The organism is Luteirhabdus pelagi (assembly GCF_016827595.1).
Taxonomy (GTDB): Bacteria; Bacteroidota; Bacteroidia; order Flavobacteriales; family Flavobacteriaceae; genus Luteirhabdus; species Luteirhabdus pelagi.
The window spans coordinates 279073-302521 of sequence record NZ_JAECMS010000005.1 but is presented as its reverse complement, the minus strand read 5'-3'; the positions used below and the strand labels follow the sequence as shown (position 1 = coordinate 302521).

Below are 23449 nucleotides of genomic sequence, written 5' to 3'. Positions count from 1 at the left end.
ATTAGACAACTATGGCATTCGATATTGATATGATCAAGAAGGTGTATTCCCAAATGGCGGAAAGGGTAGATAAAGCCCGTGAAATCGCTGGGAAACCACTAACTCTTTCAGAAAAAATTCTTTACAGTCACCTTTGGGATGGAGCCCCTTCCCAGAAATTTGAAAGAGGTAAGGATTATGTCGATTTTGCCCCAGATAGAATTGCATGTCAAGATGCTACCGCACAAATGGCTTTGCTACAATTCATGCAAGCCGGAAAAGATAAAGTCGCGGTACCAACTACGGTTCATTGCGACCACCTTATTCAAGCAAAACAAGGTGCAAAACAAGATTTGCAGCGGGCGAATGAAACCAGTCATGAAGTATTTGATTTTCTAGAATCTGTTTCCAATAAATATGGTATCGGTTTTTGGAAGCCTGGAGCTGGGATTATCCACCAGGTTGTTCTTGAAAATTATGCCTTCCCTGGTGGGATGATGATCGGTACCGATAGTCATACCGTTAATGCGGGCGGACTAGGAATGGTGGCTATTGGAGTTGGAGGAGCCGATGCTGTAGATGTAATGGCAGGAATGCCTTGGGAATTGAAGTTTCCGAAGTTAATCGGTGTGAAATTGACAGGGAATATTAATGGATGGACGGCCTCTAAGGATGTTATCTTGAAGGTGGCCGATATACTTACCGTAAAGGGAGGTACCGGTTGTATCGTTGAATATTTCGGACCTGGAGCGAAGAACCTATCCTGTACTGGAAAAGGGACAATCTGTAATATGGGAGCTGAAATAGGTGCGACGACTTCAACCTTTGGTTATGACGAAGCCATGGAGCGTTTCCTTAGAGCTACCGAACGCGCTGAAGTAGCCGATGAAGCAAACAAAATTAAGGAACACCTTACAGGCGATCCTGAAGTATATAAAAACCCAGAACAGTATTTCGATCAAGTAATCGAAATTAATCTCGATGAATTGCGTCCTCACCTAAACGGACCCTTCACTCCAGATCTTGCTACACCTGTTGGCGAGTTGGGTAAAAAAGCAAAAGAAAACGATTGGCCAATTAAAGTTGAGTGGGGACTTATCGGTTCTTGTACGAACTCGTCATACGAGGATTTAACAAGAGCGGCTTCCATTGCGCAACAGGCTATCGATAAAAAATTAAAACCGAAATCCGATTTCGGAATCAATCCTGGTTCGGAACAGATTCGCTATACCGCGGAACGTGACGGATTATTAAAGGTTTTTGAAGATTTGGGTGCAACGGTATTTACAAATGCTTGTGGACCCTGTATTGGACAGTGGGATAGAAGCGATATGATGGGCGATGAAAAGAATACCATCGTGCATTCCTTTAATCGTAACTTCTCCAAACGTGCCGATGGAAACCCGAATACACACGCTTTTGTAGGATCTCCTGAAATGGTAGCAGCTATTGCCATTTCTGGTCGATTGGATTTCGATCCGCTTCACGATACCTTGATTAATGAAGATGGTGAAGAAGTGAAACTGGACATCCCAAGAGGAATTGAATTGCCTCCTAAAGGATTCGAAGTAGAAGACAATGGATATTTAGAGCCTCGTGAAGACGGAAGTGGTGTTGAGGTTAAAGTGGCAAGCGATAGCGAGCGACTTCAATTGTTAACGCCCTTTAAACCTATCCAGGATGAAGAGCTTCAAGGTGTAAAATTGTTGATCAAGGCGTTTGGAAAGTGTACTACAGACCATATTTCAATGGCAGGTCCATGGTTGCGTTACCGAGGTCATTTGGATAATATTTCGAACAACACCTTAATCGGTGCCGTAAATGCCTTCAACAAGAAAACCAATTTTGTGAAAAATCAATTGGATGGTGAATATGGAGGAGTTCCCGATGTACAGCGTGAGTACAAGAAGAAAGGAATAAAAACCATTGTTGTGGGCGATCATAACTACGGGGAAGGATCCTCACGTGAGCATGCGGCCATGCAGCCACGTCATTTAGGTGTAGCTGCCGTATTGGTGAAGTCTTTTGCCAGAATTCACGAAACAAACTTGAAGAAGCAAGGTATGCTGGCATTGACATTTGCCAACGAAGCCGATTATGATAAAATTCAGGAGGATGATACCTTTAACTTTGTGGATATAGCTGACTTTTCGGAAGGAAAGCCACTAACCCTTGAAGTAGTGCATTCCGATGGAAGCAAGGATATCATCAAAGCAAATCATACGTACAATGATGCGCAAATTAAGTGGTACCGAGAAGGGTCTGCCCTTAACTTGATTAAGAAGCAAAACCAGTAATTCATTATAGTATCTACAGAAAAAGGCTAGCATTGTCGCTAGCCTTTTTTAATAGCTATGGAGATTAGCGTATTTGGTGAATTGAAAACTGACTGCTGCTAGCATCGCCAAGAATGTTCACTGTCCCTAATGCTATACTACCTAAAATCTGAAATCGAATGGTATCACCTGCATTTAGTTGAAGAAGAGTGCTGGCATCTCGTACGGGAGGCGTAGCATTAATACCCAGGATCCCAACATTAGCGAAACTGTTCTGCACGGCAATTGATCCATTATGAAGGATGGCCACTCCAAAATTGGTGGCAACACCGATGGAACCGTTTGTTTTGATTTGAACAGCAATAGAATAAATACCCTCATTTTTTGCTGTAAATGTATAGGTGCTGGTATTGAATTCATTGTTTGTGTCGAATACTTCATTGTTAAAGGGAAGCGTTGCGTTTCCCGAGAGAAGTGAAAGCGATATGGACGACGAGGCTCCAAATGTTCCTTTGACAACGGAGGGTAATGCTTTGTCAATAATTTCGGTGGCCTTTATTTTTTGCACGGTTCCGTCACGTCCGATAACCAAAATCGAATCCTTGGCAATTTCCGGGTGGGGTGTTTCATTTACGGTTCGAATCCGAACGTTGCCGTTAACATCCAAACTAGCGGTCGGACTGTTAGTGTTGATCCCAACCTGCGCACAAGCGGGAATAAAAAATAATAGAAGAATGAGTTGTACCAATTTCATAATGTAGGTATTTTGGGTAGCGTAGAATTGGGGATACTACATCTGCGATTGGAATACGTAAAGTAGTTAACAGTTCTCAATATGTCAATTTATTAACATAAAATTAAGATTATTTGGTTGAAATATTTCACTTTCAATTTTGGTATCAACGCAATAATATTGTGATATGAAGTTTATACGTAAAAACTGGGGAAACATATTATTTGTCATAGTGCTAGCATTATTACTGATTCCTCAGACTAGAATGCTAATACAGGTTCCCATTCAGCGACTGCTGTCTTTTAGTCCCTCTGAACTCTCAGAGGAAGAGCGAACAACAGTTGAAGAATATCGCTGGCAGCTTGAGGATAGTAAAGGTTCCCATGTTCAGTTTGAAGAGGCAAAAGGTGAGGTGGTAGTGCTCAATTTTTGGGCTACTTGGTGTCCTCCCTGTGTGGCAGAGATGCCCTCCTTTCAATCGCTGTACGATACCTATGGAAGTAGGGTGAAATTTTATTTTGTGACCTCGGAGGAGCCTGAAGTGGTGGCAAAATTTATGGATAGCAATAAATACAATCTTCCAATATATTTTCAAAAGTATCAGGCGCCAAAGCCGTTACAGGTTACATCGCTTCCTACGACATTCATTATTTCAAAAGAAGGAACTATTGTGGTAAACAAAACTGGCGCAGCCGATTGGAATAGCGATCGTACCCATGAAATAGTAAAGCAATTGCTTAAAGATTAGTTCAACTATTCTGATGTCGCTTTTCCAGTTTTTCAGTAAAGAATAAAACTGTCAATAGCATCCCTAGATTATAGATTACGTCTTCAATTGGAATTGTAATCATTCGTATTCCTAAGTTTTCGGTATTGTTATACCATACAACAGGCTCGGGGAGCCCGGTACCGGTAAGGATGCCATTCACCAAAAAAAAGGGAATTTGAATAATCAAAAAGAAAGGTAGAAAGCGTTGCAGTAAGCGCCTATCATAATTGTACACCCAACCCAGCACAAGCATCCCATATATAAAATTCACAAGCGTGTACCAACGATCGTAGAAGTACCATAGGGTGACTATTAATACCGAAAATAAGCTAACACAAATAATTGACGTAATTCGTTCTGAAAACATCAACTGTGGTAGAAGCTCCTGTAGGGCGTAGTAGGTAAAAATACAGGCATACGGAATACAGATAAAGAAGAGCCATTCTTCAATTGGTAAGCCTACTACATGGAGGCCCGTAATATAGTCTTCATTAAAGCCCCAAAAGACTTCAGCAGTAAATATGATATCCCATGGTATAAAGACCAGCATCATAATGATTACCGCAGGGAAAAACGACCGCCACTTTTTATGGAATTGTAACCTAGGGTGAAAACTGAACAGAAAAGGAATCAGAAAAGAACCGAGGTTCAATCCGAGATAGAGATACTCCATTTATTTTTTGTTGAAGAATCGAAACGGAGGTACTAGCATTCCGAAGCATTCCCCATCTTCCTTTCCGATATGTTTATGATGGATTTTGTGTGCTCTTCGAATGCCTTTTGCATACCAATTGTTCGCATTGCGAAAAAGCTTGAAGCGTTGGTGGATAAAGATGTCATGTACCATAAAATAGGTAACACCATAAGCGAAAATACCAAGTCCAATCGGTAACCCTGCCCAAAAACCATAATATTGCCACCCAACAAAACAACCAATGCTAACGGCAGCGTAAAAAAGAAAGAAAAAATCGTTTCGTTCCCACCAACTGTTGTGATCCTTTATATGATGATCTTTATGTAGACTCCATAAAAACCCATGCATGATATATTTATGGGTAAACCACGCCATAAATTCCATGATACAGAAAGTGGTGAGAAAAATTAAAATCCACAAGACTACGTCCATATTCCTATCGCACTAATTTTAATTGATATTTTACGTAACAGCGTGTCAAAAGTCCGAATTTTTCATAATTCGGCACACGGATACGACTGTTTTTTATTTCCATGGCTGGTGTTCGGTGTAGTTTTTTCAGTAATCTTCGGTAATAGCGATATGCCATATACACCCCGAATTTGGCTTCAGCAGGAAGATGAAGAATTCCTTTATATCCTTCCTTAAAGTCGTTTTCAATCTCCGCAATTATCTCAGCCTTAGAAACTTCATCCAAGGCATCGAGATTGGTGTTTGGAAAGTAGGTGCGATCCAAACCATCGTGATCTGCCTTTAAATCGCGAAGGAAGTTTACCTTTTGAAAAGCGGAACCGAGATGCTTAGCCGATTCCTTCAACGCTTCATATTTTTCAGTATCACCCTTCACAAAAACCCGTAAGCACATCAAACCCACGACATCGGCAGAACCGTAGATATAGTCTTCAAACTCTTGCTGCGAAGTATACTCTTTCTTCGTAAGATCGAGCCGCATGCTATTCATAAAGGCGTCGATTAGGTGACGCTCGATATTGTACTCGTGAACCGTATGCTGAAAGGAGTTTAAAATTGGGTTCAGGCTTATTCTTTCAGAAAGGGCGTTGTCTAGATCCTGTTCAAATCGGTCGAAGAGAACTTCTTTATCGTACCCATGAAATGAGTCAACGATTTCATCGGCAAAGCGAACAAAGCCATAAATATTGTAGATGTGCTGCCGAATAGAGGGCGCAAGCATCTTGGTAGCCAAAGAGAACGAGGTACTATAAGTGTTCGTTACCTTGCGGCTGCAAATTTGGGATACGTTGTCGAATAATGCTTTCACGATGCAATTTCTTTTTGTACAAGACCTGCCGACAGTTTTCCGGAAATGAGGGAAGGTGGAACACCTGGCCCCGGTACTGTTAACTGACCAGTAAAAAATAAGTTCTTTACTTTCTTGCTTTTTAAACTCGGCCGCAAGAATGCAGTTTGCATTAATGTATTGGCCAGTCCGTAGGCATTGCCTTTGTACGAATTATAATCTTGAATGAAATCGTTCACACAATAGGACTTCTTAAATATAACATTATTTTTTACGTCTTGTTGGGTTATGGTTTCAAATCTAGCGATGATTTTGTTGAAATATTCTTCTCGTAATTCCTCTGTATCCTCCAATCCAGGCGCCAATGGAATAAGAAAAATTCCTGCCTCTTTCCCATCAGGAGCCGCACTGGCATCAGTCTTGGAAGGAAAACTGGCATAGAATAAGGGTTTATCTGGCCATTTTGGCGTATCGTAGATGGCCTTCGCATGCGCTTCAAAATCGACATCGAAGAATAGCGTATGGTGATCCACATTTTCAAGCTTCTTGTCGAAACCAACATAAAATAATAGGGAAGAGGGAGCGAAGGTTTTTTTCTCCCAATAGGATTCCGAATACTGTCGAAATTCGGTGGGGAGTAGGGTCTCGGTATGATGGTAATCGGCACCACTTAAAATTATATCGGCGTGTATCTCTGTTCCATTCACGGTAATTCCGGTAGCAGTTTTATCAGTAATTACGATGTTTTCAACCGTTTGGTTTGTTTTGATGGTAACCCCAAGTTCGTGAGCTAGTTGGGCCATTCCTTTAATAACGGAATACATCCCGTCCTTTGGATGAAAGGTTCCTAGTCCGAAATCGGCATAATTCATAAAGCTGTAAAAAGCGGGGGTATTGGACGGTTTAGCGCCTAAAAATAATACTGGAAACTCTAAGATTGAGATAAGTTTAGAATTTGAAAATTCTTTACGAACCGTTTTGCTGATGGTACTGAAAAACTGTCCTATTTTTTTCATGGTAACCGGAGTGACCAACTCGAACGGTGACAACCCTGGACGATAGACCAAATCCTTGATGGCCACATCGTAATTATTTTGGGCCTCGTCCATGAATTTTTTAAGAGGTTTAGAGCTTCCTGCTTGCTCGTCTTCAAATGCCTTATAAATTCCAGATAAGGAGCCTGGAATCGTGATGGCATCCTGAGCGCCGAAATAAACTGAATAGGCGGGATCTAACTTCGATAGCGTATAATACGCTTCTGGCGTTTTTCCGAAGTCTTCAAAAAACCGTTCGAATACATCGGGCATCCAATACCAGGTTGGACCCATATCGAAAGTAAATCCTTGGTGATTATACTGTCTGGCACGTCCGCCGATGGTTTCGTTTTTCTCATAAATGGATACTGAATGTCCTTCGGAAGCGAGGTAGCATGATGCGGCTAATGATGAGAAGCCTGAGCCTATGATTGCAATATCTTTCATATGTTGTTTAACAAATCTATTAAAAAATTAAACAACGTTGAGTAGTGGTTGAAAAATTATGATTTTTTTAATGTTTGAAGCAGTTTTTTCAGTGCTTGAAAGGATTCGATTTTCTTCACGGAAGCAGGTAGTTGTTTTTTGGAAAGTTTCACTGTCTTTGCACCCATGATATAAAGAGGATAGGAGCTTCCATTACAAACCTCTTTGCAATACGTTTGAAAATACTCCTCGATGTCCTTATCCTCGGGATGAACGGTAAGATACGATAAAAAGTGAAGATTGTCGTAGTGGTGAAATAAATGCTTTAGATTGTCCAACGGGATATTTTGCCCGAGATATATTGTTTTAAAGCCTGCTACCAGCAGTTGATATTTCACGTATAGCAATCCAATTTCATGAATTTCTCCATAGGGAAGAAATAAGCAAAATACCTTATCTGAAGTGGAAGGTCGCACAGTTAGCTTTTCAATATTCAGAATCATTTTTTGTTTAATCAATTCTGAAATAAAGCGTTCATGTGCTGGATCGATAGTGCCGGTTTGCCAAAGGGTTCCGATTTCTGTTAATACAGGAATAAAGATTTTCTCAAAGAGGTCTGTAAATGATTTTTCTTCCGATAAACGCGTGTAAGTGGTATTGAAACGGTCCATATCGAAGCTGAACATCGCTTTCTTGATCTCCATAATCGCTTGCGCATCCTCATTGCTCTCGCCCAATTGATTTATAAGAGCCTTCATTTCGGCCGGAGGCATATCGGCTATGTGTGAAATTTTATAACCACCGTTATATAGGTAGGTAACGTTTAAGAGCTTTTTCAGTTGGGTGAGGTCATATTCGCGAATATTGGTCTCAGTGCGTTGCGGTTCCAGTAAATTGTAACGCTTTTCCCATATACGAATGGTGTGCGCCTTTATACCGCTTAGATTCTCTAGATCTTTAATGCTGAATTGCGTCTTAACGTGCATATAGTAAGAAAATGGCAACTGCCAATACTGCTGAAATGTTTAAAAATAATAGACTAAAGATAAACAAAATTATAAGATTTGGTAGTGAAAGCAATATAATTTAAGGAAAGATTAAACTTACTACTTATATTGAAACGATACGAGATGGCGATAAAAAAAACGTCACAGTAGTTGTGACGTTTAGTACCGGGAATGGGAGTCGAACCCACACGCCCTAATGGACACATGGCCCTCAACCATGCCTGTCTACCAATTCCAGCATCCCGGTAGAAATGTAAATGTACTGTAAAAAAGAAAAGTACCGTAAGAACGATACTTTGTTTTGTGACCTGGCTGGGGCTCGCTTCGACTGCGCTCAGCGTAAACCCTGCCTGCGGCAGGCAAGTTCTCGCCGAATCGATTCTCAGCAAATCTTGTGACCTGGCTGGGGCTCGAACCCAGGACCCTCTCCTTAAAAGGGAGATGCTCTACCAACTGAGCTACCAGGTCGTCATTAAAATTAAAAGCCATCGGCTGCTTATGGGCTGCCGTGCTAGGCGGGTGCAAATATACTATCATTATTATTATTTCTCCAAGCGTTTTTCAATTAAATTTGTGAATAATTTTAAAGGCCGTGAGTATCAATGAAAATAGTAGAAAAAGCATGAAAATAATCCTTCTTGGATACATGGGAAGTGGGAAGTCGAGCGTGGGAAAACTCTTAGCAAATAAACTGAAATATTCCTTTATCGATTTAGACAGTCAGATTGAAAATAATATTGAGATGTCGATTGCCGAGATTTTTCAAGTTAAAGGTGAAATTTGGTTCCGTAACTATGAGAAACAGGTGTTGGATGAATTATTGGAAAGGGATGAAGCCATGGTGATATCGCTAGGAGGAGGAACTCCCTGTTATGGAACGGTCATGGAAGAACTACTTCAACATCCAAACAATATAACCGTATATTTAAAAACAGACTTGGATATTTTGACCGATCGTTTGTGGCCAGAGATGGCATCGCGCCCAATTATCAGTCACCTTCAAACCAAAGAAGGCTTGAAAGATTTCATCAGGAAGCATCTATTTGAGCGATTTCCGTATTATTCCCAGGCGAAGTTTACGGTTGAAAACAACGCTGATGTTGCTTCAACTGTGGAAAAAATAGTAAGTCGATTATTCTAATACCGCACGGTCCTTTCCTTCTTCAAACCGAACGGAAACATTTTCATTTAAAGAGGTAGATAGTGAAATACCTTTAAAATCTGCTTTTACCGGATATTTTTTGTGGTTTCTATCTACTAAAACGGCTGTTTTAAACTGTGATAGCGGAACATCTAAAAAATGTTTCACGCCATACACCAGTGTAGTTCCTGAGTGCAATACATCGTCGATCAACACCACCGATTTGTTTTGATATTCCGATGTATTTAGGGAGGTTGAAATAGCGCTCCGCGGATTCTTCTTATCGATGTGCACTTCGCACAAAACCACCTTCAGGGGAGAGATATCCTCTAATACCGATTTTATCTTTCGAGCCAGCGTGTACCCGTTATCCATTATACCTGCTAGCACCACTTCTTTTTCATCGATGTTTGTTTCAAATACTTGATACGCCATTCTTAGAATTTTATGTCGGATTTCCTTTTCGTTTAAAATGATGGTGTTTTCCATTGCTAAATGTCGTTATCGTTCGTAAAATCTTCAAGATCGCGTCGGTCCTTTTTGGTAGGGCGGCCCATGCCTTTTTTGCGATAGTATTTTTTTGAATACTGAAGCAGCTCCTGATGTTCAAATGCATCCTTCGGTGTAGTGTCCTTGCGATAAATATCTACCAATTTCGCACCGAGACGACTATTGGGTAGATCTAATACTTCTAGCTGGTAATTGATTTGATTTTTTCTGCATTCCACCGAATCGCCCGGATAGACATCCCGCGCCGGTTTTACAGACTCTCCATTTACCTTTACACTACCTTTCTTGCAGGCCCTAGTAGCCAGACTTCTCGTTTTATAATATCGAAGGCACCATAAATACTTATCCACTCGCATACAAATCGCCTAAATTATACGTTAATCCAATACACAAAAATAACTTAAAATCGTATCTTGCACGCCCAAAATACAAAGGATAATGAAAGTATTGAAATATATTGGAGTAGCACTTCTTTTTTTGGTAGCTATAATTTCATGTAAGAATGATGATGGTGGGGCGAACACTGTTGAACTGCGTGATAGAGCTGAGGAAGCGGTAGCGGCACAGGATGAAATCGAATTGTTCTTGGAAACGCATTTCTATAACTATGAAGCGTTCGAAAACCCAGCAGAAGGTTTTGATTATCAAATAGTATTTGATACGATTGCGGAAGAAAATGCCGATAAAATACCATTGATAGAGCAGGTTGAAAGCAAGACGGTACAAGATCGATTAGAGGAAGGGGTGGAATACACGCTTTACTACCTGAATGTAAGACAAGGGGGTGGAGAATCCCCTAACTTCCCAGATATTGTATTGAATTCCTATAGAGGCCAACTAATTAATGATGATAACGCGTTACAGTTATTCGATGAATCGGTGGTGCCTCTTAGATTCGATTTAACCAGTGTCGTAAATGGGTATCAAGATGCGATTATAGAATTCAATGGTGCTGAATCCTTCACAGAGAATCAAGATGGTTCCATTACCTTTAATGACTATGGGGTAGGAGCGGTATTCATACCCTCTGGATTAGGCTATTTTGCAACTACACAACCGGGCATTCCCTCTTATTCACAATTGATTTTTACATTTCGATTATATACAGTTCAAGAAGGTGATCAAGATGGAGATGGCATTCCTTCTATAATTGAGGATTTAAACGGAAATGGAATTGAGGAGGACGATGATACAGATAATGATGGAACTCCAAATTTTATTGATACCGACGATGATGGCGACGGTATTCCCACCGCTAATGAAATCATTATTGAGGATGATGGCTCCATAACTTTTCCGGATAGCGATAATGACGGTACACCTAACTATTTGGACTCGGATAGTTAAACATTATAATCTTACTCCCTTAAAAAAAGCTCTTGCGAAATTAAGAGCTTTTTTTATACGCATTCTCAAAATTCCAAAGCGTATTTGGGATTGGAAAGGATATCAAATTATAAAAACTTAGAATTGAGTGGGAGCATATTTCCACATCCCACGATTGACGTCTAGGGGCGAAGAAATTTCTTACAAATAATAACCCAAATTCACGTAATTATTCGTTAGTCATCGAAATATAGAGCGATTGATAGAGTTGCGCCGTTAAACTAGGCCAATTAACGTTTCCTTAGTTTAAAAGCTACCACTTGCGACCTATCTTGAAAATTGTCTTGAAAAAGCTATACAAGAATATAGCACTATGTAAGCATTTGGAGGATGCATTAGTAGACGGAAGCATTAATATTAAATCGAGATACCATACAACCTAATGAGTAATATTTACCTCCTTGCATCAAATCCTCTAGTATACTGTACACTTGCTTTACTTTTAGCATATATTTTATCAATACATATATATCCAGTTATAAATTTTCTCTCAAGGAAGAAAAATTTGATGGATGAGCCTGAAGAAAGAAGTTCGCATGTTAAAAAAACCTCCAATCTAGGAGGCATCGGTATTTTCATAACCTTTTCAGTGTGTCTACTAGTATTTGCAGGAATTGTTGGTTTTAGTAAAGTATTGTTAAGTCAATTATTGGTTGTAATGGCTTCCATAAGCATATTGTTTTTTTTAGGAGTAAAAGATGATCTAATAGGATTATCGCCATTAAAAAAAATAGTAGGTCAGTTGGCCGCAGCCATCTTAGTTATTGTAGTATCGGGAATTCGAATTGAAGGTCTAGAAGGACTACTAGGCATTGAATCGATTCCTTATTTCGTATCGGTATTACTTACCTCTTTGGTTTTTGTGTTTATGGTTAACGCATTTAATCTCATAGATGGGATTGATGGATTATCGGGAACATTAGGCATGATTGCAAGTGCTATATTTGGAATTTTCTTCCTTATCGAGGGCCGCTACCTAATGGCATTGCTTTCGCTTACACTAATTGGATCCTTAGCGGCATTTCTTCGCTTTAATCTTTCCAAAACTAAAAAACTCTTTATGGGTGATTCAGGATCGCTGTTTATTGGATTTATTTTAGCGTATCAAGCAATCGTATTTATGAATATGGATTTAGCTGTTGCGCAATCCGTACTTTTACCAAACAAAATTGTAATTGTATTGGCTATTTTAGCGTACCCTATTCTCGATACACTTCGCATTTTCACGGTTCGGGTAATGCAAGGAAAAAGTCCTTTCGCTGCAGATCGTAATCACATCCATCACCGTATTCTACAACTAGGTTTTTCACATAGACTCGCAACCTTGACTATTGCCTTAACCCAACTGAATATTATTATGACAGCTCTCTTAATCGGTGCTTTCAACATTCATATACAGCTTATAATACTTGTATCAATAGTTACCCTAATGGGATTGTTGCCTTGCATCCTGAAGCGCAAAAGGAATCATATTGTATGGAACTCAACAGATGTTTAAGCTTGCGCTATCCGTAAGGTTAGAAAAAACTTGGTTGTGACATGTTTTTTCGAAATGTACTTTTATAGGTATCTTATAAACTTACCTAGCAGTAAAGAATTATCGTGATACAGAAACTTCAAGCTTTATTTAATTCCGATTCGGAAGAAGCGCCAAAACTTCTTAGCGTACTAATCGACCAGGTGTTCATGAGCTTGACAACCTTGTTAACTACCGTCATCTTGGCCCGAACCTACGATAAATTGGTCTATGCCGATTATGTGTTGTTGCTTTCGATAACACTTTTTACCTTAGGACTGCAAAGCTCCTTTATTTCAAAGCCGTACGCGATAAATTTAAGCGATTTTAAAGAGAAAAATTCCTTCGACTTTTACAACTTTAATATATCCCTCAAATATGTATTTACGCTATTCATATTATTGGTATTCCCATTAGCATACTATTTTCTTTTCGATAATTGGGATACCAGTGCACTGTTGCATTATCTGTTCTATATCGTTGCCTACACTTTTTATTTTTTTGTAAGGGAAACATTACTAAGCGAAAGAAAAACCAGACAGAATTTATATTATGGTCTGGGGTGTTCACTTGGACTTTTAACCTTATTGGGGATTATTTATTTTAATGAGATCGCTCAATTGGAATTCTTCTTAAAGTATGCCTCTCTAATCTACCTTGGAGTAACCGCTATTTATCTTATTCGAAACTCCCACTCGGTCTTTAAATTCAGGGAACGGTACCGATCTTTTTTCCATACCAATTGGAAGGTAGGACGATGGTTGGTAGGATCTAACTTTCTATTTCACTTAAGCTCGAACATATATCCTTGGTTGCTACTGCTGCTTTCCAATAAAAGCAATGTAGCGGTTTTAGGCGTTCTGATGAGCATTGGAAGCTTGATTAGTCCGTTACTAACGGCACTTAATTCATATTTATTACCGCTCTTTGTTAAGTTGAAATTGAACTATTCCCGCATTCACGCCTTGGTGCGAAGATGGCTTGTAATCTTTGGAGGATTGGCCCTGTTGTTGGTAACGGTGGGGTACTTTTTAGGACAGGACATAATGGTATTGGTTTTCGGTGAAAAATATGCCGATCTTGGACTATTAGTACTGTATCCGTTTATCGTACAGGCCATAAATGTTGCTTTTCAACCCTTTAAAATTGCATTGGATGCAGTAAAGCGAACCGATGTGAACTTCTGGATTCTTATCCCGAGAAGTCTCATTGCAGTTGGGTTGGGATATTTCTTAATTCATCAGTACGGACTGGTAGGAGCCTTTTATACCATGATCATTGAAAACTTACTGTATCGGCTCTTACATTTTTTCATCTATACCCGAATTATCAATCGAAAGGGCAAAAAAACAATAGTTTCTCAACATGAGTAGTATTTTTCGATTTAAAAATATCATCCATGCGTTGCTTTTCTGCTTCGTTACATTGGTCATTTTAAATTCCATCAAGCCCTTCATAGTGGTAACCTTGATAGGGAGTATTGGAAAATTTGCCGTAGCCATTCTGGGCTGCATTGCGCTCGTACTGTTTTTAAGTAGAAATAGATTTAACACGCAGTTCAGCCTATGGATTCCCTATGCCATTGTAGGATTTTTAATCATGCTGTTTGCAGCGCTTTTTTCCCTATCAAATAACACCAACGAAAACTTACTTTACAACGCATCCGTAATAATCTATTTGCTATTCTACTTTTGGCTCGTAAAAGCGGCTACGGGGCTCAATTTTGAAACTTTTGGTTTTGAAAGTTTTGAAATCACTAAAATCAGGTTGCTCAAAACCTTTCGCTGGGCGCTGTCGCTAAACGTTTTGGTATGGTTTACTGTCGCATTTGCGACCGGAATTGATATGACCGATATGGATGGTTTTGGAGGATTTTTTCAAGATAAAATCCATTTCGGGCTTTTGGCAGCCTGTGGCTTTTTATTGGGTTTTTACCTATGGCGCCATCCATTGAGTCGCGATACCTCTATCTGGAACTATCTACAGATGCTTATTTATCTAGCGCTTGCGGTAGTTACTTCTCGGAATGCAGTTATCATTGCCATTACGGCAGTCGTTTTTTATTTTTTAATTGCTCGAATTAGGACTCGTCTTTATGCAGTTATCTTATTAATCGCTCCGATATTCTTGTTTTATGTGAATGATTTATTCTCCATTTTCCCTACAGAACGATTGAACAAACTATCTACCGGAAGGTTCGAAATATGGCGTTTAGCATGGGAAGGTATCTATGATAAGGGATTGCTTTTGGGAAGCGGTATCTTTAATCTGAACGATAGCGTACTACAGGAAAATGTTGGGACCGGTTTTTATTATTTGGATACATTGGATTTTTTGTATTTCCATTCCTCCTACCTTGAAATAGTTGCGGCTGGTGGTATTATTGTCTTATTGCTATTTCTTTACATCCTATGGAAATCCTTACAGAGCATGTCGCGAATCGATAAATCGGTAATCGTAGCTATTGCCATTGGTGGTTTAGTTGAAAGCTACCTAGTACAACCTTTTATGCTTATTTCAATTCTGTTTTACCTGCTACTGTTTGCAAACACTTTAAAGTTGAAAGTTAAAAAACAAACCGATAACAACCTGGAAAAAAAGACATGATGAAACTAGCACCTATTTGCTTATTTACATACAATCGGTTGGATGAAACCCAGCAGACAATCAATCATCTTAAGGATAATCACCTAGCGGAACAAAGTGAACTATTTCTTTTTTCCGATGGTCCGAAAAACGAGGTCGCAAAACCTAAAGTTGAAGCCGTTAGGTCTTATTTGAAAACGGTAACTGGCTTCAAAAAGATTCACGTGAAGGAATCGGAAGTGAATAAAGGGCTCGCTTCCTCTATAATTTCTGGCGTTTCGGAAGTAATTGAAGCATATGGTCGGGTCATCGTAATGGAGGATGACCTTCTTACAGCACCCAATTTCCTAGATTTTATGAATCAGGGATTAGACATTTATAAAAATGACTCCGAAATACTATCTATGTCTGGGTATACCATGGATTTACCGAGTCTGCCAGGCGAAAAGGATTTTTATTTCGGATATCGCGCTTCTTCCTGGGGCTGGGCCACCTGGATCGATCGTTGGCAAAAAATAGATTGGGAGGTTACGGATTACGACCAATTTCTCAATGATAGAAAGAGGAAGCGTTCTTTTAATAGGGGTGGTTCAGATCTTTCGCGTATGTTGAAACTTCAAATGGCAGGTGAACTGGATTCGTGGGCCATTCGATTTTGCTATCATCAGTTTAAGCACGATTTGAAAACCGTTTATCCCACACGTTCGAAATTAATAAATATTGGCTTTGGTGAAGATGCTACGCATACGGCTGGCACTAAACGCTTCAGAACTGATATGGATACTACGAATCAGCGCGATTTTCATTTTGAGAAATTTGACAAAATGGATGCAACTTTGGTGAGGGAATTTGCTCAAAAGTTTTCGATTTTCAATCGTGCGCTTGATAAGATTCGACAATTGATCAGCTAGATCAAAATTGTTACGCTGACATACCCATCGTTTCAGCAGTAATTGATAAGTATTACTTCTAAAAATTTTCCCAAAATCTATTCGCTTAAAGCGTAATAATAGGGTTGAAAGGTAACTCCTTAACATCCTGCGTTAAAGTTATACGAAACACACTTACAAAGGCCCATTAAACCTGTAACTTTTAGCATATTGAGCGAAAGTTTTGGAGCGCGAATTCCTTTAAAATCAGCATCAATTATAGTAATTGCATATGAAGTGAAAAAGATACTATTCATTTTACATCTTCCCCCGCCGATGCATGGCGCTGCCATGGTTGGAAAGCATATACATGATAGTGCGCAAATCAACCATCGTTTTCAATGTAGGTATATCGATTTAGGAACATCATCTTCAGTTGACGAAAGCGGCAAAAAACCTTTGAAAAAAGTGGGACGCTACTGTAAAATAATGGCAACATCTATCAAACAGTTATTATCCTTCAACCCTAACATTACATATCTCACCCTAACCGCTCAAGGCATGGGATTCTATAAAGATGCCATCATTGCATTGTGGGCTAAAATCTTAGGCGGTCAAACCGTTTATCACTTTCACAATAAAGGGGTGAAAACAAAGCAACATCGCTGGTTCGATAATTTGTTGTATAGAATCATCTTTAAGAATGCTAAAGTAATCTTGCTTTCCCCTAGCTTGTACGAAGATGTTCAGAAATATGTGAAGGAAGAGGATGTATACTATTGCGAAAACGGGATTCCTGAACTCCCTGAAACAAATGCATCAAAAGAAAAAAACAACGAAACAGTTGAAATTCTTTTCCTATCAAACCTAATTGAAACTAAAGGGGTTTATGATTTGTTGGAAGCCTGCGCGCATTTGAAGGATAGAGATATTCCTTTCGATTGCATTTTTGTTGGAAAAGAGGGCGATATATCTGAAATGGAATTCAATAAAACCGTACACGAAAAAGGTATTGAAAATTTCGTGACCTACGTAGGGCCAAAATACGGCGAAGAGAAATATGAAGCTTTTCGCTCGGCCGATATTTTCGTACTGTATTCCTATTTAGACTGCTTTCCGCTCGTAGTACTAGAGGCAATGCAATTTGGACTACCGGTAGTGGCTTCCCCTGAGGGCGGAATTCCGGATATGGTTACGGAGGGAAAAACTGGCTATTTGGTCCCACACCACGCCCCTGAAAAGCTGGCGGATAGCTTACAAACACTAATCGAAAACAAAAACCTGAGAAAAAAACTAGGCGAAAAGGGTCGAGAGCGCTTTTCGGAAAAATTTACCATGAACGCTTTTGAGAACCGATTTGCGGATATCATGGATAGAATAGACTAACAAAAAATGGAAAAACTAAACAGCAAGCACGGAAAGAAAATGATCAGTGGGATTCCCCTGCACACGTATCCCAAGGAATACATTTTGCAAAAGATGGATGAGAATATCAAAGGAGAGCGTGCACCAGAACATATCTGTATTACCAATACGGAATCTATGTATTATGCAGAGAAATATAAGGACCATAAAGAATTTATCGGAACAGCCGCTTTTTCGTTATGCGATGGTATCGGCTCTGCTATTGCTGCAAACTTGCAGGGGAACTATATGCGTCGCTTTAACGGACCGGATTTTCTCTTAGAGGCAAGTCGGTATGGGCAGGACAAAGGGTGGCGTCATTTCTTCTGTGGTGGAAAGGAAGGGGTTGCCGATTTGTTAGCGGAAAACTTAAAGGAAAAGTATCCGGCTATGGAAATCGCTGGAACCTTTTGCCCTCCTTTCCGGGAGCTTACCGAAACTGAAGAAAATGAAATGATTGCCAAAATAAAGGATTCGAAGGCCGATGTGCTGTGGGTAGGTTTAGGCTTATTGAAACAGGAACGATGGATTTCAAAATATAAAGAACAAGTAGATGTACCATGGTCCGTTGGCGTGGGAGCAGCTTTCGATTTCTATGCCGGTACCGTGAAAAGAGCTCCAAAGTTCTTTCGCGACCTAGGTTTGGAATGGTTATTTCGGCTATCTAGGGAACGAAGAATGATTCAACGAAATATTAACAGCTACAAGTTTATGTCGAAGTCAATAGCCGACGGAATTCTTCAAAAATTAAAATAAATAGTTAGATGAAAAGAATTGGAATCATAGGAATTGGAAAAATGGGAATGTCGCACCTTGCGATAGCGAATCAGACACCCGGTCTGAAGGTAGCTGCCGTATGCGATACCTCGAAAGCATTTCTTAGGGTTATTCGGAAAAACACCGACTTCAACTGCTTTACCGATTATAAAAAGATGTTGGATGAAGTAGAAATCGATGGGGTGATGGTGTTGGTGCCAAATTCGTTGCATTTCGACATTGTTTCTCACTGTATAGAAAAAGGATTACATGTTTTTGTAGAGAAACCCCTAACGCTATCCTTTAAAGAAAGTAAACAGCTCGTAGCGCTTTCAAAGGAAAAATCAATTAAAGGACAAGTGGGATATGTAAACCGATTTAATGCGGTGTTCCAACGTGTTCGTAAACTATTGGATGATAGTGTATTGGGAAAGATAACCCATTATGAAAACCATATGCGAGGTGGTGTAGTATTGAAGGAAAATAGCAGCGGCTGGCGAAATAACCATGAAGAAGGGGGAGGCTGCCTATTCGATTATGGCCCACACTGTTTGGATCTTGCCACGTATTTATTTGGAACCGATGTAAGTGTTCAAGGAGCTATGCTGAAGAAGGTTTTTTCGAGTGAAGTGGAGGATGTAGCCTATGTAAACCTATTGCATGATGGAGAAATTATGGGAACCAATAGTATTAATTGGTCCGACAGCTCGGTTCGTAAGGCAACCAATTTCGTAGAGGTAATGGGTACTAAGGGCAAATTGAAAGCGAATAAACAGGAGTTGAGTATTTATTTAAATGAAGCAAACGAAACCCTGAATTTAAGGGAAGGTTGGAATAAATCTTATATCACCGATGAAGAAACGGCCGTACCGTACTATTTAAGAGGAGAAGATTTCTCACGACAGTTACTGGAGTTTTCCGATCTCATGAACGGAAAGATAGTAACCTCGATTGCCTCACTCGAAACGGCCAGTATTACCGATAAAATTATTGAAGAAGTAAAAATCAAAAATGGAAAGTTGCTATAATGGATAAAGTATTATTTGGAGATAATCAGTTTTTCGGGGTGAACCACATGTCGGAAGAGAAAGCGATTAAACAAGCACAACGATTTCGCACACCGGAAGATATTTTCAATACCCTGCGCATTGTGAATGAGATGGGTATTAAAAGTTTTGTGTTCACCACCCATAGTCAGTTGGAACCCGTCATGGATATGATTCGAAAGGATACTGCATTTGACGATTTCAAACTGTATCCGTGTATGCCATATGCGCATAAATATGCGAATGCTTTGGCGGAAATGGGACCATTCGATGCTATCAAAAAGTTTACGCCAGGTAACGCACTGGTTTCCGGTGTTAAGGGCTTGGGCTCGCTTATAAGTGCCAATCCGGTACCCGTAATGCAATTGTTGGTCGATTCTGAAATGAAGCTTCTCAAGGATATGAACGTTAAGGGAATTTTTCTGTTGAACATCATTACCGATTTATTGTTAGGCCTAGGCATGTATGATATTCTGAAGGAATATTCAGATTATGTGGAAAGCAAATATGGAGTGAAAGCGGGATTCTTCACTATGAATTATACGCTATTACATGAAGTATTGGTCCACAAACTTGGGATTGAAAACCCGATTATCGTAAGCAATATCAACAAAATTGGTTTCCGAATGAATCCTTCCCAACAAAAAGTTGAAGAAGTCCTGAAACGTAAGGATTCCACGAATATAGCGATGTCTATTTTGGCCTCGGGTGCAGTTCCTCCAAAAGAGGCTGTAGAGTACATCGGAAAGCAGAAAGGAGTACAGTCCGTTTTGTTTGGTGCTTCCACCCCGCAACACATCGAAGAAACCAGCAACATGATCCGCGAAATTTTGTGAAATAATTATAATAAAGCGGTTGCGTTTTTTGTACCATTCAAATGCGTAACAATCTAAAAATCAACTATGAAGAAGTTACCTATAGTATTATTATTGATTGCGGTTTGGATGCTTCAATCCTGTGCCAGCAAGAAGGATATTTTGTATTTCCAAGATGCCGATTCGTATTCAAAAGAAGCAATCGATTATGAAAATTCAAAAGTACAACCGAACGATATTCTGAATATTTCGGTTAGTGCTTTGGTGCCCGAAACGGCCATTCCCTACAATATGCAGCTACCGGGAAATAATGTAAATATGGATCTCGATGTTTTGAAACTGCAAGGGTATTTGGTTTCTACAAAAGGGAAAATCGTTTTTCCTGTTTTAGGGCGAATGGATGTGGCAGGTCTTACCACCGAGGAAATCGAACAAATGTTAGAATTGAAGTTGGAAGAAGGTGGGCATCTTAATGAACCAACGGTAAGTGTACGGCTACTCAATGCGAAAGTTACGGTTTTGGGTGAAGTAAAAATGCCAGGCACCTATACCTTCACCGAACAAAATATTACGCTTCCACAAGCTTTGGGATATGCAGGAGATCTTACTATAAATGGTGAGCGTGAAGACATTTTATTGATTCGCGATGAACAAGGGACGCGAAAAATCATGCATGTCGATTTAACCGAAACCGATTGGTTCGATTCCGATCGATACTATGTTCAGCCAAACGATGTCATAATTGTGAATCCAAACGATGCCAAGGTAAAGTCTGCTGGGTTTATCGGCAATGCAGGAACTGTTTTGACCTTAGCTTCCCTTGTCCTAACCTCAATAGTTTTAATTACACGATAGCATGAAGAACTCGCAATATGTACTTGACGTAAAGGAAGAAGAGCAAGCCTTTGATGTAAAGGAAACCCTTCGACGATACCTTCAATATTGGCCTTGGTTTTTAGTTGCAATCTTAGTGGCGCTAGCAATTGGATACGTCTATATTCAATATGCGCCAGATACTTATGCGACAGAAGCTAGAGTGAAGATTAAGGATGATAGTAAAGAATTGGAAATTGCACAAGATCCAATGGCGTTGTTGGAGGGCGGACCAAAAATCAACTTAGAGGATGAAATTGAAATCTTAAAATCCTACAGGATTCTTAGTCAGGTCGTTGAAGAATTGAATTTAGATGTAGTGTATTACGAAGAGCAGTCCTTCACAGAAGCTGAAATTCTTCAACCACCATTCAACTTAACAAAAGAATTTATAAACGATAGCTTACAAGAAGCCATATCGTTTCAAGTAGTATTGACGAACAATTCGGCGGAGGTAAGAGGTTTAGAAGAAACGCCTTATTCCAATTTAGAAGATATTGGAGTACAAATGACCCTTACCGATAGTATTGCTGAAAGTGAAAATCGACAGGAATCTTATATGGTAAAACTTCTTCCGCATAAGGAAACCGTGTTGCAGTTACGTGAAAACATTGTTACAGAACCGGCTGGAGATGATAGCCAGATTATTTCACTTCAAATTAAGGGGGAAAGTCCTAAAAAAAATGAAGCAATTTTAAATACCCTCATTGAAAAGTTCGACAGAGATGGTATTCGCGATCGTCAGTTGGTCAATAAACGTACCGTCGATTTTATCGATGAACGCTTTGTGTTTTTGTCAGGGGAACTTGACTCTATTGAAGGTAATAAAGAGGATTTCAAACAGTCTAATGATCTTTCAAATATTCAGGCCGATACCGAAATAACCCTTCAAAAGAAAACGAGGGCAGAGCAAGAGGTGTTTACCATTCAAACACAAATATCACTAGCAAACTTATTACGTGAATCCTTAGAGCAAGAAAGCGATTTCAGTCTTTTGCCAGCAGATATTGGCTTGGAAAACAGTAGTATTAATTCCTTGGTAAGCACCTATAACGAAAAGGTCTTGGAACGCAATCGGCTAATGGCGAGTGCTGGACGTAATAATCCAACCGTTCAAGTATTGTCGAATCAGTTGCGTGAAACGCGACAAAACATTCTACAATCGGTACGAGTGTATATCGATCAGTTGCAAGTATCATTAAATCAATTAAACCAACAGCGTTATCAAGCAGGTAGTAATTTTTCTGAACTACCACAGAAAGAAAAAATGTTGCGCGCTATCGAACGACAGCAAACGATTAAAGAGAATTTATATATTCTATTACTGGAAAAGCGTGAAGAGGCGGCGATCAACCTAGCCGTCACTGCACCTACTATTAAGGTGGTAGATTATGCGCTTACCGATACCGAACCGGTGTCGCCCGATGAAAAAATCGTTTACGGAGCATCATTGCTTGGCGGAATCCTGCTGCCATTTTTAATATTGTTCATTCGTTTTTCACTAAATACAAAAGTGAACGATAGAACCGATTTAGAACGAATTGCCCCGACAATTCCTGTATTGGCAGAACTTCCAACGTTCAAAAAAGAAAAAATCTTCACGAAAGCTGGATCTCATTCCTTATTGGCAGAATCGTTTAGAATCGCAAGTACCAATGTCGATTATTTACTTCCTTTGGAGGAATCTGACAAAGGGAAAGTAGTATACGTAACCTCTACCGTAAATGAAGAAGGAAAGAGTCTTACCTCCCTTAATCTTGCAATGGCCTATGCCAGTATGAAGAAAAAAGTACTGTTGGTCGATGCCGATTTACGGAAGCCAAAGTTAAATTCAAAGCTAGGGGTTTCTAGAGATGTTAAAGGACTTTCAAATTATCTTCATCAAACAGATCAGGATTGGGAGCCTTGTATTCAGAAAGGATTTGATGAAAACGACTGTCTAGATATAGTGTTTAGTGGTGTAATTCCACCGAACGCCCCTAGACTGCTATCGAATCCAGCGTTCAAAAAATTTATCGAAAAAGCAAAGCAGCAGTACGATTACATTATTGTAGACACAGCACCTACACTGCTTGTAACCGATACCTTGTTAATCTCGCGGTATGCAGATGCCACAGTGTATGTGGTAAGAGCTTCTCAAACGGAAAAACGTTTATTGGGCTATGCCAAGGAGTTGAAAGAGTCTGGTAAGCTTCAAAATATGGCATTTGTGCTAAACGATGTCGACATATCATCTGGCGGTGGCTATAACTATGGTTATTTATATGGTTATGCCAACGAGAAGGCCGATAAACCGTGGTGGAAACGGATCTAATCAACTATTTATTCATTCACTTTAAAAACAACCTAATTATCCCCGCATCCAAAATTC

22 protein-coding genes and 2 tRNA genes are annotated in these 23449 nt (G+C 39.7%); 14 read left to right on the top strand and 10 right to left on the bottom strand.

Features of this window, described 5'->3' with window-relative positions; genetic code table 11:
- The first annotated feature begins 11 nt into the window (after nt 1–11).
- Entirely contained in the window at nt 12–2276 is a 2265-nt protein-coding gene (locus tag I4Q58_RS13760; protein ID WP_203296472.1) for an aconitate hydratase, read from the top strand.
- Nucleotides 2277–2340: 64 nt separating this feature from the next.
- Here I4Q58_RS13760 and I4Q58_RS13755 read toward each other — a convergent pair whose 3' ends face one another.
- The gene (locus I4Q58_RS13755; RefSeq protein ID WP_203296471.1) at nt 2341–3009 is read right to left on the bottom strand and encodes a C1q-like domain-containing protein; all 669 of its coding nucleotides are present in this window, start codon (nt 3007–3009) and stop codon (nt 2341–2343) included.
- A 166-nt stretch (nt 3010–3175) separates the two neighbouring features.
- Here I4Q58_RS13755 and I4Q58_RS13750 point away from each other — a divergent pair, with 166 nt between their 5' ends.
- Nucleotides 3176–3736 (top strand): TlpA family protein disulfide reductase, encoded by a 561-nt coding sequence (locus I4Q58_RS13750; protein ID WP_203296470.1) that lies wholly within the window; start codon nt 3176–3178, stop codon nt 3734–3736.
- A 1-nt stretch (nt 3737) separates the two neighbouring features.
- On the opposite strand, the gene I4Q58_RS13745 is transcribed toward I4Q58_RS13750, so the two are convergent.
- The 7 genes from I4Q58_RS13745 to I4Q58_RS13715 form a co-directional block, all read right to left on the bottom strand.
- Nucleotides 3738–4430, bottom strand: a complete 693-nt coding sequence (locus tag I4Q58_RS13745; RefSeq protein ID WP_203296469.1) for a lycopene cyclase domain-containing protein — start codon at nt 4428–4430, stop codon at nt 3738–3740.
- Nucleotides 4431–4883: a sterol desaturase family protein gene (locus I4Q58_RS13740; RefSeq protein WP_203296468.1), complete on the bottom strand. Its 453-nt coding sequence runs from the start codon at nt 4881–4883 to the stop codon at nt 4431–4433.
- A gap of 4 nt (nt 4884–4887) precedes the next feature.
- Nucleotides 4888–5730 carry a phytoene/squalene synthase family protein gene (locus I4Q58_RS13735; RefSeq protein ID WP_203296467.1) on the bottom strand — a complete coding sequence of 281 codons (843 nt, stop codon included), beginning with the start codon at nt 5728–5730 and terminating at the stop codon, nt 4888–4890.
- On the bottom strand, nt 5727–7190 hold the full coding sequence (locus tag I4Q58_RS13730; protein WP_203296466.1) for a phytoene desaturase family protein: 1464 nt from the start codon (nt 7188–7190) through the stop codon (nt 5727–5729). Before I4Q58_RS13730 ends, I4Q58_RS13735 begins: the two co-directional genes overlap by 4 nt.
- Before the next feature lie 56 nt (nt 7191–7246).
- Complete coding sequence (locus I4Q58_RS13725) at nt 7247–8155, bottom strand: MerR family transcriptional regulator (protein WP_203296465.1); 909 nt, start codon at nt 8153–8155, stop codon at nt 7247–7249.
- A gap of 184 nt (nt 8156–8339) precedes the next feature.
- Nucleotides 8340–8423, bottom strand: a tRNA-Leu gene (locus tag I4Q58_RS13720).
- A gap of 148 nt (nt 8424–8571) precedes the next feature.
- A tRNA-Lys gene (locus I4Q58_RS13715) sits at nt 8572–8644 on the bottom strand.
- A 154-nt stretch (nt 8645–8798) separates the two neighbouring features.
- Here I4Q58_RS13715 and I4Q58_RS13710 point away from each other — a divergent pair.
- Nucleotides 8799–9317, top strand: a complete 519-nt coding sequence (locus tag I4Q58_RS13710) for a shikimate kinase (protein ID WP_203296464.1) — start codon at nt 8799–8801, stop codon at nt 9315–9317.
- Here the strand turns inward: I4Q58_RS13710 and I4Q58_RS13705 are convergent.
- Nucleotides 9309–9806, bottom strand: a complete 498-nt coding sequence (locus I4Q58_RS13705; RefSeq protein WP_203296463.1) for a phosphoribosyltransferase family protein — start codon at nt 9804–9806, stop codon at nt 9309–9311. The genes I4Q58_RS13710 and I4Q58_RS13705 overlap by 9 nt on opposite strands.
- Before the next feature lie 2 nt (nt 9807–9808).
- On the bottom strand, nt 9809–10183 hold the full coding sequence (locus I4Q58_RS13700) for an RNA-binding S4 domain-containing protein (RefSeq protein WP_203296462.1): 375 nt from the start codon (nt 10181–10183) through the stop codon (nt 9809–9811).
- Nucleotides 10184–10265: 82 nt separating this feature from the next.
- Between I4Q58_RS13700 and I4Q58_RS13695 the strand changes: the two genes are divergently transcribed.
- The 11 genes from I4Q58_RS13695 to I4Q58_RS13645 all read left to right on the top strand — a co-directional run bounded on the left by I4Q58_RS13695 (nt 10266) and on the right by I4Q58_RS13645 (nt 23392).
- Nucleotides 10266–11174 (top strand): FKBP-type peptidyl-prolyl cis-trans isomerase, encoded by a 909-nt coding sequence (locus I4Q58_RS13695; RefSeq protein WP_203296461.1) that lies wholly within the window; start codon nt 10266–10268, stop codon nt 11172–11174.
- A 421-nt stretch (nt 11175–11595) separates the two neighbouring features.
- Entirely contained in the window at nt 11596–12711 is a 1116-nt protein-coding gene (locus tag I4Q58_RS13690; RefSeq protein ID WP_203296460.1) for an MraY family glycosyltransferase, read from the top strand.
- Nucleotides 12712–12815: 104 nt separating this feature from the next.
- Nucleotides 12816–14102, top strand: a complete 1287-nt coding sequence (locus I4Q58_RS13685; RefSeq protein WP_236002934.1) for a lipopolysaccharide biosynthesis protein — start codon at nt 12816–12818, stop codon at nt 14100–14102.
- A complete protein-coding gene (locus tag I4Q58_RS13680) occupies nt 14095–15336 on the top strand; it encodes an O-antigen ligase family protein (protein WP_203296459.1) in 1242 nt (413 codons plus the stop codon). Before I4Q58_RS13685 ends, I4Q58_RS13680 begins: the two co-directional genes overlap by 8 nt.
- The gene (locus I4Q58_RS13675; protein ID WP_203296458.1) at nt 15333–16226 is read left to right on the top strand and encodes a glycosyltransferase; all 894 of its coding nucleotides are present in this window, start codon (nt 15333–15335) and stop codon (nt 16224–16226) included. The genes I4Q58_RS13680 and I4Q58_RS13675 overlap by 4 nt, the downstream gene beginning before the upstream one ends.
- 255 nt (nt 16227–16481) lie before the next feature.
- Entirely contained in the window at nt 16482–17570 is a 1089-nt protein-coding gene (locus I4Q58_RS13670) for a glycosyltransferase family 4 protein (protein WP_203296457.1), read from the top strand.
- A 6-nt stretch (nt 17571–17576) separates the two neighbouring features.
- Complete coding sequence (locus I4Q58_RS13665) at nt 17577–18344, top strand: WecB/TagA/CpsF family glycosyltransferase (protein WP_203296456.1); 768 nt, start codon at nt 17577–17579, stop codon at nt 18342–18344.
- Between the two features lie 8 nt (nt 18345–18352).
- Nucleotides 18353–19372 carry a Gfo/Idh/MocA family protein gene (locus I4Q58_RS13660; RefSeq protein ID WP_203296455.1) on the top strand — a complete coding sequence of 340 codons (1020 nt, stop codon included), beginning with the start codon at nt 18353–18355 and terminating at the stop codon, nt 19370–19372.
- Nucleotides 19372–20226 (top strand): hypothetical protein, encoded by an 855-nt coding sequence (locus I4Q58_RS13655; protein ID WP_203296454.1) that lies wholly within the window; start codon nt 19372–19374, stop codon nt 20224–20226. The genes I4Q58_RS13660 and I4Q58_RS13655 overlap by 1 nt, the downstream gene beginning before the upstream one ends.
- A 66-nt stretch (nt 20227–20292) precedes the next feature.
- Nucleotides 20293–21060: a polysaccharide biosynthesis/export family protein gene (locus I4Q58_RS13650; protein WP_203296453.1), complete on the top strand. Its 768-nt coding sequence runs from the start codon at nt 20293–20295 to the stop codon at nt 21058–21060.
- Between the two features lies 1 nt (nt 21061).
- Nucleotides 21062–23392 carry a GumC family protein gene (locus I4Q58_RS13645; RefSeq protein ID WP_203296452.1) on the top strand — a complete coding sequence of 777 codons (2331 nt, stop codon included), beginning with the start codon at nt 21062–21064 and terminating at the stop codon, nt 23390–23392.
- The last annotated feature ends 57 nt before the right edge of the window (nt 23393–23449 follow it).

Excerpts from the sequence above, each read along its gene's own strand:
- I4Q58_RS13760 (WP_203296472.1), top strand. The coding sequence starts at position 12 with ATGGCATTCGATATTGATATGATCAAGAAGGTGTATTCCCAAATGGCG.
- I4Q58_RS13755 (WP_203296471.1), bottom strand. The coding sequence starts at position 3,009 with ATGAAATTGGTACAACTCATTCTTCTATTATTTTTTATTCCCGCTTGT.
- I4Q58_RS13750 (WP_203296470.1), top strand. The coding sequence starts at position 3,176 with ATGAAGTTTATACGTAAAAACTGGGGAAACATATTATTTGTCATAGTG.
- I4Q58_RS13745 (WP_203296469.1), bottom strand. The coding sequence starts at position 4,430 with ATGGAGTATCTCTATCTCGGATTGAACCTCGGTTCTTTTCTGATTCCT.
- I4Q58_RS13740 (WP_203296468.1), bottom strand. The coding sequence starts at position 4,883 with ATGGACGTAGTCTTGTGGATTTTAATTTTTCTCACCACTTTCTGTATC.
- I4Q58_RS13730 (WP_203296466.1), bottom strand. The coding sequence starts at position 7,190 with ATGAAAGATATTGCAATCATAGGCTCAGGCTTCTCATCATTAGCCGCA.
- I4Q58_RS13725 (WP_203296465.1), bottom strand. The coding sequence starts at position 8,155 with ATGCACGTTAAGACGCAATTCAGCATTAAAGATCTAGAGAATCTAAGC.
- I4Q58_RS13710 (WP_203296464.1), top strand. The coding sequence starts at position 8,799 with ATGAAAATAATCCTTCTTGGATACATGGGAAGTGGGAAGTCGAGCGTG.
- I4Q58_RS13705 (WP_203296463.1), bottom strand. The coding sequence starts at position 9,806 with ATGGAAAACACCATCATTTTAAACGAAAAGGAAATCCGACATAAAATT.
- I4Q58_RS13700 (WP_203296462.1), bottom strand. The coding sequence starts at position 10,183 with ATGCGAGTGGATAAGTATTTATGGTGCCTTCGATATTATAAAACGAGA.
- I4Q58_RS13695 (WP_203296461.1), top strand. The coding sequence starts at position 10,266 with ATGAAAGTATTGAAATATATTGGAGTAGCACTTCTTTTTTTGGTAGCT.
- I4Q58_RS13690 (WP_203296460.1), top strand. The coding sequence starts at position 11,596 with ATGAGTAATATTTACCTCCTTGCATCAAATCCTCTAGTATACTGTACA.
- I4Q58_RS13680 (WP_203296459.1), top strand. The coding sequence starts at position 14,095 with ATGAGTAGTATTTTTCGATTTAAAAATATCATCCATGCGTTGCTTTTC.
- I4Q58_RS13675 (WP_203296458.1), top strand. The coding sequence starts at position 15,333 with ATGATGAAACTAGCACCTATTTGCTTATTTACATACAATCGGTTGGAT.
- I4Q58_RS13665 (WP_203296456.1), top strand. The coding sequence starts at position 17,577 with ATGGAAAAACTAAACAGCAAGCACGGAAAGAAAATGATCAGTGGGATT.
- I4Q58_RS13660 (WP_203296455.1), top strand. The coding sequence starts at position 18,353 with ATGAAAAGAATTGGAATCATAGGAATTGGAAAAATGGGAATGTCGCAC.
- I4Q58_RS13655 (WP_203296454.1), top strand. The coding sequence starts at position 19,372 with ATGGATAAAGTATTATTTGGAGATAATCAGTTTTTCGGGGTGAACCAC.
- I4Q58_RS13650 (WP_203296453.1), top strand. The coding sequence starts at position 20,293 with ATGAAGAAGTTACCTATAGTATTATTATTGATTGCGGTTTGGATGCTT.
- I4Q58_RS13645 (WP_203296452.1), top strand. The coding sequence starts at position 21,062 with ATGAAGAACTCGCAATATGTACTTGACGTAAAGGAAGAAGAGCAAGCC.